The sequence below is a fragment of the Pseudomonas sp. 39004 genome (genome assembly GCF_028682155.1).
Classification (GTDB): Bacteria; Pseudomonadota; Gammaproteobacteria; order Pseudomonadales; family Pseudomonadaceae; genus Aquipseudomonas; species Aquipseudomonas capeferrum.
Genome location: NZ_JANIAG010000176.1, coordinates 1 through 11,760 on the forward strand (window position 1 = coordinate 1; position 11,760 = coordinate 11,760).

12 protein-coding genes and 1 pseudogene are annotated in these 11,760 nt (G+C 62.7%); 8 read left to right on the plus strand and 5 right to left on the minus strand.

The genetic code is table 11. The features are described from left to right. Positions 1-307: 307 nt before the first annotated feature. Positions 308-631, minus strand: a complete 324-nt coding sequence (gene fdxA / locus NP534_RS22540; protein ID WP_027595821.1) for a ferredoxin FdxA — start codon at positions 629-631, stop codon at positions 308-310. A gap of 140 nt (positions 632-771) precedes the next feature. Continuing rightward, complete coding sequence (gene mutS, locus NP534_RS22545) at positions 772-3,345, minus strand: DNA mismatch repair protein MutS (RefSeq protein ID WP_274100163.1); 2,574 nt, start codon at positions 3,343-3,345, stop codon at positions 772-774. 184 nt (positions 3,346-3,529) lie between these two features. On the opposite strand from mutS, the gene NP534_RS22550 reads away from it, so the two are divergent. The 4 genes from NP534_RS22550 (at position 3,530) to recX (ending at position 6,797) form a co-directional block, all read left to right on the plus strand. Beyond that, the gene (locus tag NP534_RS22550) at positions 3,530-4,597 is read left to right on the plus strand and encodes a hypothetical protein (RefSeq protein ID WP_274100164.1); all 1,068 of its coding nucleotides are present in this window, start codon (positions 3,530-3,532) and stop codon (positions 4,595-4,597) included. 53 nt (positions 4,598-4,650) lie between these two features. Further along, entirely contained in the window at positions 4,651-5,133 is a 483-nt protein-coding gene (locus tag NP534_RS22555; RefSeq protein ID WP_274100165.1) for a CinA family protein, read from the plus strand. 103 nt (positions 5,134-5,236) lie between these two features. Then, a complete protein-coding gene (recA, locus tag NP534_RS22560) occupies positions 5,237-6,304 on the plus strand; it encodes a recombinase RecA (protein ID WP_033700849.1) in 1,068 nt (355 codons plus the stop codon). A 22-nt stretch (positions 6,305-6,326) separates the two neighbouring features. After that, complete coding sequence (gene recX, locus NP534_RS22565) at positions 6,327-6,797, plus strand: recombination regulator RecX (RefSeq protein ID WP_186662981.1); 471 nt, start codon at positions 6,327-6,329, stop codon at positions 6,795-6,797. Between the two features lie 189 nt (positions 6,798-6,986). Here recX and NP534_RS22570 read toward each other — a convergent pair whose 3' ends face one another. After that, on the minus strand, positions 6,987-8,105 hold the full coding sequence (locus NP534_RS22570; protein ID WP_274100166.1) for an LOG family protein: 1,119 nt from the start codon (positions 8,103-8,105) through the stop codon (positions 6,987-6,989). Between the two features lie 304 nt (positions 8,106-8,409). Here NP534_RS22570 and NP534_RS22575 point away from each other — a divergent pair, with 304 nt between their 5' ends. Then, on the plus strand, positions 8,410-8,622 hold the full coding sequence (locus NP534_RS22575; RefSeq protein WP_033700845.1) for a hypothetical protein: 213 nt from the start codon (positions 8,410-8,412) through the stop codon (positions 8,620-8,622). An 8-nt stretch (positions 8,623-8,630) separates the two neighbouring features. Here NP534_RS22575 and NP534_RS22580 read toward each other — a convergent pair whose 3' ends face one another. Then, on the minus strand, positions 8,631-9,050 hold the full coding sequence (locus NP534_RS22580) for a quorum-sensing-regulated virulence factor family protein (RefSeq protein WP_274100167.1): 420 nt from the start codon (positions 9,048-9,050) through the stop codon (positions 8,631-8,633). 217 nt (positions 9,051-9,267) lie between these two features. Between NP534_RS22580 and NP534_RS22585 the strand changes: the two genes are divergently transcribed. The 3 genes from NP534_RS22585 to NP534_RS22595 all read left to right on the plus strand — a co-directional run bounded on the left by NP534_RS22585 (position 9,268) and on the right by NP534_RS22595 (position 11,288). Continuing rightward, entirely contained in the window at positions 9,268-9,978 is a 711-nt protein-coding gene (locus NP534_RS22585; RefSeq protein WP_033700842.1) for a tRNA-uridine aminocarboxypropyltransferase, read from the plus strand. A gap of 223 nt (positions 9,979-10,201) precedes the next feature. After that, a complete protein-coding gene (gene erdR / locus NP534_RS22590; RefSeq protein WP_274100168.1) occupies positions 10,202-10,852 on the plus strand; it encodes a response regulator transcription factor ErdR in 651 nt (216 codons plus the stop codon). 73 nt (positions 10,853-10,925) lie between these two features. Continuing rightward, a complete protein-coding gene (locus NP534_RS22595; protein WP_027595832.1) occupies positions 10,926-11,288 on the plus strand; it encodes a diacylglycerol kinase in 363 nt (120 codons plus the stop codon). Here NP534_RS22595 and finR read toward each other — a convergent pair. Continuing rightward, positions 11,285-11,760, minus strand: a pseudogene (gene finR, locus NP534_RS22600) (LysR family transcriptional regulator FinR); the annotation flags it as partial. The gene NP534_RS22595 and the pseudogene finR sit on opposite strands and share 4 nt — an antisense overlap.

Genomic DNA, 11,760 nt, shown 5'->3' on the forward strand with positions numbered 1-11,760 from the left:
GGTTTAATCCCAACTCATTGAAAAACATGATTTATTTTGATGCGAGGAAATGTGTCCACGGCAATATCCTGTGAGGTTCTGCGGTTGTCTGCCCCCCTGAAATCGCTAGTATTCGAACTGTGCACACGGACATGCACAGGCTTTCAGGGAGAAGGCCAAGGACATCGCAAGAAGCGATTTCATCAGGACGATGTTTGGGACAATCAGGGACTACGGAAAAAAATGTGGGCGGGTCAAACCGCCCCTTTTTTTTGCCTGCTGAAAATGAAAAAAGGCCCGCATGGGCCTTTTTCGTTTCCGGGCGCTATCAGCGCTCCAGGTCTGCAATCTTGCCAGTCTTGCCATCCCACTCTTCAGCGTCGGGCAGGGCGTCCTTACGCTCGGTGATGTTTGGCCAGATTTCGGCCAGTTCGGCGTTCAGCTCGATGAAGTTCTCCATGCCCGATGGCACTTCGTCTTCCGAGAAGATGGCTTGCGCTGGGCATTCCGGCTCGCACAGTGCGCAGTCGATGCACTCGTCCGGGTGGATGACCAGGAAGTTCGGGCCTTCGTAGAAGCAGTCCACCGGACAGACTTCCACGCAGTCGGTGTATTTGCATTTGATGCAGTTGTCGGTGACGACGAAGGTCATTTCTAGTTCTCTCCTCAGGCGACGGCGGCGGCCCTTCCTCTCAGGGCCGCGCGGTTTACGGGTATGTGGCTGCAGGCCAGGCTAATAACCTGCAGCACCAGCAAACCGCGGCGGATTCTACCAGCTTGTAGTGGGCGCCGTTATAACAGGTTCTTTAGTTGATATAGCATTTCGATAGCTTGGCGAGGGGTCATGTCGTCCAGGTCCAGCTTGCCCAGCTTCTCGATGGCCGGGTGTGGCAGGCTGGCGAACAGATCGCTCTGGTGCGGGACGTGTAGCGCGTCCTTGGCCTTGATGCTGTGCGGCTGCTCGTGTGGCAGGCTCGCCGTTTCCAGGCGGCCCAGGTGCTCGCGGGCACGCTGGATCACGGCAGTGGGCACCCCGGCCAGTTGTGCCACGGCCAGGCCGTAGCTTTGGCTGGCAGGGCCTGGCAGTACGTGGTGCAGGAAGACGATTCGCTCGTTGTGTTCGGTGGCATTCAAGTGCACGTTGGCCACCAGCGGTTCGCTCTCCGGTAGTACCGTGAGTTCGAAGTAGTGCGTGGCGAACAGCGTGTAGGCCCGCAGTTGGGCCAGGCGCTCGGCGGCGGCCCAGGCCAGCGACAGGCCGTCGAAGGTGCTGGTGCCGCGGCCTACTTCGTCCATCAGCACCAGGCTGCAGTCGGTGGCGTTGTGCAGAATATTGGCGGTTTCACTCATCTCGACCATGAAGGTCGAGCGCCCGCCGGCCAGGTCATCACTGGAGCCGATACGGGTGAAGATACGGTCCACCAGCGACAGCTCGCACTGGGCTGCCGGTACGAAGCTGCCGATGTGCGCCATCAGTACGATCAGTGCGGTCTGGCGCATGTAGGTGGACTTACCGCCCATGTTCGGGCCGGTGATGATCAGCATGCGGGTGCTGTTGTCCAGGCCCAGGTCGTTGGCCACGAACGGCGTGGTCAACACTTGCTCGACCACCGGATGCCGGCCCTGTTCGATGCGCAGGCACGGCTCGTCGACGAAGCGGGGGCAGTTCAGGTCGAGGTTCAGTGCGCGCTCGGCGAGGTTGCTCAGCACGTCCAGCTCGGCCAGGGCAGCGGCGCTGTCCTGCAGCGGTGCCAGGTGGCTGATCAGGGTTTCGAGCAAGGCATCGTAGAGCATCTTCTCGCGGGCCAGGGCGCGGCTCTTGGCCGACAGTGCCTTGTCCTCGAACGCCTTGAGCTCCGGCGTGATGAAGCGCTCTGCGCCCTTGAGGGTCTGGCGGCGAATGTAGTCGCCAGGGGCCTGTTCGGCCTGCTTGGTCGGCAGCTCGATGAAGTAGCCGTGCACGCGGTTGTAGCCGACCTTTAGGTTGGCAAGGCCGGTACGGGCCTTCTCGCGGGCTTCCAGGTCGATCAGGAACTGGCCGGCGTTCTCGCTGATCGCCAGCAGCTCGTCCAGCTCATTGTCGTAGCCGGCCTTGAGCACGCCGCCGTCACGGATCACCGCCGGCGGGTTGTCGACCACTGCCCGTTCCAGCAGGCTGGCCAGCTCCGGGTAGGTGCCGGTAATGGCCGCCAGGCGCGCCAGGTGCGGGGCTTCCAGCTCGGCCATGGCGTTCTGCAGCTCGGGCAGGGCGCCGAGGGCATCACGCAGGCGGGCGAGGTCGCGTGGCCGGGCATTGCGCAGGCCGATACGGGCGAGGATCCGCTCGATATCGCCAATTTCCTTGAGCTGCGGCTGCAGTTTTTCGAAGCGGTAGCCGTCGAGCAGGCAGCGGATCGAGTCCTGGCGCGCCTGCAGCACCTTGAGGTCACGCAGCGGGCGGTTCAGCCAGCGGCTCAGCAAGCGGCTGGCCATGGCGGTCTGGCAGCGGTCGATCACCGACTGCAGGGTGTTGTCGCGCCCGCCCGCCAGGTTGATGTCCAGCTCCAGGTTGCGGCGGCTGGCGCCGTCGAGGATCACCGTGTCGTCCAGGCGTTCGTGGCGCAGGCTGCGCAGGTGCGGCAGGGCGGTACGCTGGGTTTCCTTGGCGTAGGTCAGCAGGCAGCCGGCAGCGCCAATGGCCAGGGTCAGCTTGTCGCAGCCAAAGCCCTTGAGGTCTTTGGTTGCGAACTGCTGGCACAGCGCCTTGCGTGCCGAGTCGCGGTCGAAGTCCCAAGGCGCACGGCGTCGCGCGCCGGGGCGCTTCTCGGCGGGCAGGTCACGCGGCCAGTCGTCGGGGATCAGCAGCTCGACCGGGTTGATGCGTTCGAGCTCGGCCAGCAGGTTTTCCCAGCCCTTGATCTCCTGCACGCTGAAGTTGCCACTGGTGATATCCAGCACCGCCAGGCCAAACAGGCGCTCATCGCCCAGCAGGGCGGCGATCAGGTTGTCGCGGCGCTCGTCGAGCAGCGCTTCGTCGCTGACCGTGCCGGGGGTGATGATGCGCACCACCTGGCGTTCCACCGGGCCCTTGCTGGTGGCAGGGTCGCCAATCTGCTCGCAGATCACCACCGATTCGCCGAGCTTGACCAGTTTGGCCAGGTAACCTTCGAGCGAATGGAAGGGAATGCCGCACATGGGGATGGACTGGCCGGCCGACTGACCGCGCGCGGTCAGCGTGATATCCAGCAGTTTCGCGGCTTTCTTCGCATCTTCGTAGAAGATCTCGTAAAAGTCGCCCATGCGGTAGAACATCAGCTGGTCCGGGTGCTGGTGCTTCAGCTTCCAGTACTGCTGCATCATCGGGGTGTGTGCGGAGAGATCAGACATTCAGGGCCTTACAGCGGGTGATCTGGTTGGCGATGGTAAAACCGGCAATGGTACAGGCTTTTTCATCCAGATGCAGGCGGCTGCGGTAGGGCATGTGCGCGCAGTTCGGCGGGCAGTGATGGAGCTTCGCCGATTACTCCACTAGAATGCTCGGCCTTTTTGCCTGCCCCCAGCCGTGACGTAGATGAACCTGTCCAACAGTGTCCCTTATGTAAAGCAACAGCTGATCTACCTCCTTTATGGTGAGCGCCGGATTTATCAGCTGGAGGCCAAGTTCAGCATCCTCACAGCCCTGGCTCGCTGCAAGCCGGCCGAGCTGCCGGTAATCCGTGTGCTGACCGACCAGCCGCAGGCCTTCGCAGGGTGGCCCGTCGAGGTGATCGCGCTGGATGAGCAGACTCTGCACGCCTGGACCGGGGACGGTGGCTACACGCATCGGCGCAAGGCCTGCGCCATTGCCCATGCCGGGCAATGGGCGGACAAGACGGTGTTCATCGATACCGACACGGTTTTCCTGCAATCGCCGCAGAAGCTGTTCAGCCAGGTAGATGTCGGGCAGTACCTGGTAGACGAAATCGAGATGAGCTGGGCCGAGGCGTCACGCAGTGACTACTACCGGGGCTTCACCACAGGGCTTGCCCGTGATGGCGCTGCGCCGGCCGCCGAGCTGCAGCTGTGCAACAGCGGCGTCATGGGCTTTACCCGTGACAACGCCGGTATCGCCGAGCGTGCGATCCAGCGTATCGATGCATGGACGCCCTACGCGCAAGCGTTGCACACCATCGAGCAGATCGCTTTCTCGTTCGAGTTGCACGGGGCGCAGATCAACCAGGCGCGTGGCGTGATCAGCCACTACTTTGCAATGAAGCAGTACATCCACGCTATCCTCGAGATCTTCTTCGCCCGTCACGGTGAACACTTTGCTGCCAAGATGCCTGGCCTGGCCTTGAAGGTGCCGGCGCATCGCCCGGTGCCGTCCTGGCTCAACCGGCTATCGGTCAAGTGGAGCCTCAAGCGCGTGCCACCGGAGCTGCGCGGTATCGGCCGCAAACTTCTTTATGGCAGTGTCATCGGCAGTGACGATTACCAGCGTGCTTGCAAGGTGATCTGGTGGCGCTCGGCGATCGAGGACATGCGCAAGCTGGGCGGCCTGGATTGGAGCCAGGAGTGGCCAGCCGGGCTGCCTCGCCTTGGGCAGCGCGACGAGCTTGCGTTCAGCGCGATTGCCCGGGACAGCCTGAAGGTTTCCTGAGGCCTACGGGTCATGGGGTGGTAGGGTAGTGCCCAGTCTTCAAGGAGCCTGCCATGGACCCGATCACCACCCTTGCCGCCCGCCTGGGCGAACACCTGCGCCGCTTCAATGCCCAGGTGACCACCGCCGAATCCTGCACCGGCGGCGGCATCGCCGAGGCCATCACCCGCATCCCCGGCAGTTCGGCCTGGTTCGAAGCCGGCTACGTGACCTACTCCAATGCCCAGAAAACCCGCCAGCTGGGGGTGCCCGAGTCGCTGTTCGGCCAGGTGGGTGCGGTCAGCCAGGAAGTGGTCGAAGCCATGGCCCGCGGGGCGCAAGCCGCCAGCGGCGCACGGTTTGCCGTGGCGGTGAGCGGGGTGGCTGGGCCAGACGGTGGCTCGCCGGCCAAACCGGTGGGCACCGTGTGGCTGGCCTGGGCCGATGGCAGCCATGTCTTCAGCGAACGCCGCCAGTTTGACGGCGACCGCGATGCGGTGCGCCGACAAACGGTGATCGCCGCGCTAGACGGCTTGTTACAGCTTGGTGCCGAGTAAATCGACGACAGGGGTTTGCTCGCGCGCTTCGCTGTGGAATAATACTGGCTACTTATACAGGTATTCCGGCCATCAGGGCCAAGTCGAACACGTGAGGATTTCAATGGACGACAACAAGAAACGCGCCTTGGCTGCGGCCCTGGGTCAGATCGAACGCCAATTCGGCAAGGGCGCGGTCATGCGCATGGGCGACCACGAGCGCACGGGCATCCCGGCCATCTCCACCGGTTCCCTGGGTCTGGACATTGCCCTCGGTATCGGCGGCCTGCCAAAAGGCCGTATCGTCGAAATCTACGGCCCGGAGTCCTCGGGTAAAACCACCCTGACCCTGTCGGTCATTGCCGAAGCCCAGAAGAACGGCGCCACCTGCGCCTTCGTCGACGCCGAGCACGCCCTCGACCCGGAATACGCCGGCAAGCTGGGTGTCAACGTCGACGACCTGCTGGTTTCGCAGCCGGACACCGGCGAGCAGGCCCTGGAAATCACCGACATGCTGGTGCGTTCCAACGCGGTTGACGTGATTATCGTCGACTCCGTGGCTGCTCTGGTCCCCAAGGCCGAGATCGAAGGCGAGATGGGTGACATGCACGTGGGGCTGCAGGCCCGTCTGATGTCGCAGGCGCTGCGCAAGATCACCGGTAACATCAAGAACGCCAACTGCCTGGTCATCTTCATCAACCAGATCCGTATGAAGATCGGCGTGATGTTCGGCAGCCCGGAAACCACCACCGGTGGTAACGCCCTGAAGTTCTACGCCTCCGTGCGCCTGGACATCCGCCGTACCGGCGCGGTCAAGGAAGGCGACGAAGTGGTCGGCAGCGAAACCCGCGTCAAGATCGTCAAGAACAAGGTCTCGCCGCCGTTCCGTCAGGCCGAGTTCCAGATCCTCTACGGCAAGGGCATCTACCGCAACGGCGAGATCATCGACCTGGGTGTTTCTCAGGGGCTGGTGGAGAAGTCCGGTGCCTGGTACGCCTACCAGGGCAACAAGATCGGCCAAGGTAAAGCCAACGCCGCCAAGTACCTGGCTGAGAACCCGGCCATTGGCGCCGAGATCGAGAAGCAGATCCGCGAGAAGCTGCTCAAGGCTGGTGCTGCCGCCGAAGCAGGCAAGGCTGCCGCAGTCGAGGCCAAGGCCGACGACGTGGCTGATGCCGAAGCCGGTTATTGATAGCGGTTGTAGATAGCCGATTATGTCCGCCGTACTCGACACCCCCGTCGCCATTCGGCGGACAGCCATGGACCTGCTCGCGCGACGTGAGCATGGTCGCGTCGAGCTGACGCGCAAGTTGCGTCAGCGCGGCGCTTCGGATGAGTTGATCGAGCCTGAGCTCGACCGGCTCGCCGAAGAAGGGCTGCTCAGCGAAGCCCGCTACCTCGAAAGCTTCATTCGGTATCGCTCCAATTCCGGCTATGGCCCTGCGCGTATACGCGAAGAGCTTGGCCAGCGCGGCCTGGCGCGTGGCGATATCGATCAGGCATTGCGTGAAAGCGGTGTGGACTGGGCGCAGCGGCTGATGGATGTCTGGCAGCGCAAGTTTGCCGGCCAGCGCCCCCATGACCCCCGCAGCCGTGGCCAGCAGACCCGCTTTCTGGCCTACCGTGGTTTCTCCATGGAGATGATCAGCCGTTTGCTCAGTGGTCGCGACCTCGACGATTATTGAAACCTCACGGTTCCTTGTAGGAGCGGCCTTGCGTCGCGAAAGGGCTGCGCAGCGGCCCCCCTGCAACGACACAGAACCTGGGGCCGCTACGCGCCCCTTTCCGACCGGTCCGGCGCCCCGGCAAGGCCGCTCCTACAGAGGCCGCGATATTCGCAGAGGCCGATTTACCCCCGCCCGGCGGTGGGTGGTTCAATTGACCTTCAACGCCTCCCTGGCGCGCTGGGTCGTGTGCATGGGCTGCGGCTTGGCCCAGTTCTCCGGCAGGTTGATGAAGTCCACCAGCTCGCGCAGACGGCCCTGGTCGCGGCCGTTGAAGGCGAACGACAGCCGGGTCAGGTGGCTGAAGTTACCTACCTCATGCTCCGCGCCACTGTCGGCGTGCTGATGGTACTTGCCACTCAGGCGCAAATCGGCGAAACCTTCCTGAATGTCGTACAGCGCAGCCTCGCTGAGCGGGTGATGCATGCGAATCACGAACTGGTTCTTTAGCCAGCGGCTGGAGTGGTAGTTGCTGTAGAACTGGTTGATTTCCTCCACCGCCTCATCGGCGCTGTGCACCAGGCGCACCAGCTTGAGGTCGGTGGGCAGGATGTAGCGGTTCTCTTCGAGCTGGCGGCTGATGAAGGCCAGGCAATCGCGCCAGAAGCTGCCACCGGGTGAGTCGAGCAACACCACCGGCACCAATGGGCTCTTGCCGGTCTGGATCAGGGTGAGCACTTCGAGTGCTTCATCCAGCGTGCCGAACCCGCCCGGGCAGAGCACCAAGCCATCGGCTTCCTTGACGAAAAACAGCTTGCGAATGAAGAAGAAGTGGAAGGGCAACAGTTTGTCGGTGCCGTCCACCGTGGGGTTGGCATGCTGCTCAAAGGGCAGGGTGATGTTGAAGCCCAGGCTGTGTTCGCTACCGGCCCCTTCGTGGGCTGCAGCCATGATGCCACCTCCGGCGCCAGTAATGACCATCAGGTCGGAGCGGGCCAGGGTGGCGCCCAGCTCGCGGGCCAGGGCGTACATCGGGTGTTCCAGTGGCGTTCGGGCCGAGCCGAATACCGTCACCTTGCGTCGGCCCTTGTAGCGTTCAAGGGCGCGGAACGAGTGGTCCAGCTCGCGCAGCGCCTGCAGGGTGATCTTGGCGCTCCAGCGGTCGGTGTCGTCGTGGGCCATGCGCAGGATGGTCAGCATCATGTCGCGGTACAGGGGCAGGTTGGGGCTGTTCGGTGCAACCAGTTGCAGTTGTTCGTCGATCTTGCTCAGGTCGATGTTGTTGTCCCTGAAATGATTGAACAACAGCTCATTGGGTTGGAAAGGCATTCAACGTCTCCTTTTGCAGCAAAACCTCTGACCGGGTCGATGGTGTGTCCCGGCCGCGACACTGCATGCGTCGCTGGCTGCTGATGCTCGAGTGTGCAGTTCGAGCGTTGCAGTAGGCCTTCAAGGCCAGGGTGCAGTGGCAATCAATCCATCTCGTCGATTCGGGTGTACTCGATATCAATCTAGACCCTCGCGCCTGATCGTGCCGCAGTCATTGCAGCAGCCGCTGGTCGGCGCGCACACAATGGCGCTGAGGGTTTGGTTAACTGGGGAAGCGAAACGTATCGATGCAGGAGGTGGCGGTATGCATCGCTTGATCATCGAGGTGGACCAGCAGCTCTATCAGCAGCTGGAAAATGCGGCGCAGGTGCACCACCTGAGCCTTGAAGCAGAGTGTCGTCGCAGGCTTTCGGAGCTGGAGTGCCAGTCACGCTACCTGCAGGCGCTTCTGGCAGAATTGCGCGCCGATGCCGAAGAAGAGCAGTGGCGCGCGCCTGATGACCAGCGGGTGGTCTAGGTCATCGGTTACTTCTTTTTGTTGCCCGCAACGCAGCTGGCGGCATCGAATGCCTGGTCCATGACTGGCTGGTTGGTCTTGTACACCGTGAAGCGATAGACCATCACAGCGCCCTTGGACATCAGGTTGCGGTAACCGCTGTTACGGCAAACGCTGTCTCCCAACTGGCTGCGGACTTGGTCCGGGTTGCCCTGCATGCGCTCGGCATGGCTTTGGCGCACGCTCAGGTGGTTGACCAGGGCCTTGCCTTCGACGGTGTAGCCTTGGTCAAGGATGTCTTCGTTGACGGCGCGGGGCGTGCCGACGCTGCTCTCTTTGGCGACCTTCTGCAGCATCTTGTTCAGATCGTAGTCCTGCTTGGACGCCGCCTGGGCCGCCAGGGGCAGGGTGAGCAAAAGGCTCAGGGTCGGGACGATAAGGCGCAGCATGTATCTCTCCTGGTTCATTGACTGGCGGTTTGACATGCGCCGGCAGGTGGCGTTCCCTGAGGGGCGCTTGACGGCTGGTCGGGTACGCCAAAGTGTCGATTATAAGGGCCCGGCCAGTCCCGCTGCACGGCAAATGACGCCCGCTCTGGTAGACTTGCGTTTTGTGTTTCCGAGCCCTCGCAGTGTTCATCTTCAACCTTTCCAAAGGCCTGCCAGCATGAGCCACGCGGTAGCGCGCCTGCGCGCCGAACGCCTGGCCCGCAGCAACAAGCCGTTCATTGCCCGGGGTTCTCGGGCCGTCCGTTGCCCGCAATGCCGGGTCATTGCCAGCCATTGCCTGTGTGCCTGGAAGCCCCGGGTGCCGGCGGAGTCGGGTGTGTGCCTGCTGATGCACGACACCGAGCCACTCAAGCCGACCAACACCGGTTGGCTGATTGCCGACCTGGTCGAGGATACCTCGGCCTTCGGCTGGCAGCGCACAGCAGTCGATGACAACCTGCTGGCGCTGCTCGAACAGCCTCAATGGCAGCCCTATATCGTCTTCCCCGGCGAGTTCGTTGCCCAGGAGCGGGTAGTCAACCAGGTGGTGCGCGAGCCCGGTAAACGGCCGTTGTTCATATTGCTCGACGCCACCTGGACCGAGGCGCGCAAGATGTTTCGCAAGAGCCCGTACCTGGACCGCTTCCCGGTGCTGAGCCTTGAAGCCGAACAGATGTCGCGCTACCGCTTGCGCCGTTCCAAGCGTGACGACCACTTCTGCACGGCGGAAGTGGCCGCCATGTGCCTGGAGCTGGCTGGCGATCAGCGTGCCTCGCAGGCCCTGGACGCCTACCTGGACGTGTTCAGCTTGCACTACCTGAGCGCCAAGCGGCATTTGCCGCTGGACGAGCAGGACGACGCGCATCAGCGTTTGCATACCTTCCTATAGTCCAAGGGGCAGTGACGCCGGATTGGTTCATAATGACGGGGCTGGCAGCCAGGGTGGGCGAGGACGGCAGGGCAATTGGCTTGACCACCCCGACCGTGCTCGGCATCCTTGGCGCCGATTCGGGCACGCCGAAAATGCTGTTACCCCGGACTTTGCCGTGCCTTTCCGCCAAGCGCCCTGACTACCCCGCACGCGCCTGGCACAGAACAGGATCCTTAGATCGATGGCCACTTACGAAATCCTGATTGCCGATGACCACCCGCTGTTTCGTGGCGCCCTGCGCCAGGCTGTTACCCTGGGCCTTGGCGCCGATGTACGCCTGGTTGAGGTTGCGAGTATTGCCGAACTGGAAAGCCGCCTGAGCGAAAAAGCCGACTGGGACCTGGTGCTGTTGGACCTCAACATGCCGGGCGCCTATGGCTTTTCCGGGCTGGTCCTGCTGCGTGGGCAATACCCGCAGATCCCCGTGGTGATGGTATCGGCGCAGGAAGAAGCAGCGGTTGTGGTCAAGTCGCGCGAATTTGGCGCCAGTGGCTTCATCCCCAAGTCCAGCCCGCTGGAAGTGATTCAGGACGCCGTGCGCAAGGTGCTGGACGGCGAGGTCTGGTGGCCACCGCAGGCGTTCGAGAAAGTCGACGTTTCGGCCGAGGCCAAGGCTGCCAGCGAAGGGCTGGCCAGCCTCACGCCGCAGCAGTTCCGCGTACTGACCATGGTTTGTGAAGGTTTGCTGAACAAGCAGATCGCCTACGAGCTCAGCGTCTCGGAGGCCACCATCAAGGCCCACGTGACGGCGATCTTCCGCAAGCTGGGCGTGCGTACTCGCACCCAGGCAGCCTTGTTGCTGCAACAACTTGAATCGGTTGCCAGCCACTAACTGGCTGCTTCTTCACGCCTTTTTGACCCACGCTGGATTAGTCTGCCGGCCTTTTATCGGTGAAGTGACGCACATGTCGCCATTCAAAGGCCAGACCGGCCTCAAACGCATCTTCAACGCCGCCGGCTATTCGCTGGACGGCTTGCGCGCCGCCTTCAAGGGCGAGGCCGCATTCCGCCAGCTGGTACTGCTCAACGTGCTGCTGATCCCGACGGCCTTCTGGCTGCCGGTCAGCCGCGCAGAGCGGGCGATCATGATCGCGGTGTGCCTGCTGGGCCTGATCGTCGAGCTGTTCAACTCGGCGGTGGAAGCCGCCATCGACCGTATCTCGCTTGAGCGCCACCCCTTGTCGAAAAACGCCAAGGACATGGGCAGCGCCGCGCAACTGGTGGCGCTGACCATGGTTGCCCTGGTCTGGGGTGTGATTCTGCTCTAGGCGATTGGTGGCAGCACGATCTCGTCACTGCGGGTAAAGCCTGCGGTGAAGTTGCGGCACAACTCAAGAAACTCGCGCATGGCCGACGTCTGGTACTTCTGCTTGTGCCAGATGAAGTAGAACTGGCGCATCAAGTCCAGCTCCGGCGTTTCCACCGGTACCAGGCTTCCGCGGCGGAACGCATCGCGCAGGGCCAGGCGCGAGATGCAGCCGATGCCCAGGCCTGACTCCACCGCGCGCTTGATGGCTTCGGTGTGTTCCAGCTCCAGGCGGATGTTGAGGTTGGCGCGATGATGGCGCATGGCCTGGTCAAAGGTCAGGCGTGTACCGGAGCCTTGCTCGCGAAGAATCCAGGCTTCCTGGGACAATGTCTGGATATCCGCGTGGCCTAGCGTCGCCAGGGGGTGTTGTGGCGCGCAGAACACTACCAGCTCGTCCTCGACCCAGGGCTGAACTTCAAGGTCAGGGTGGT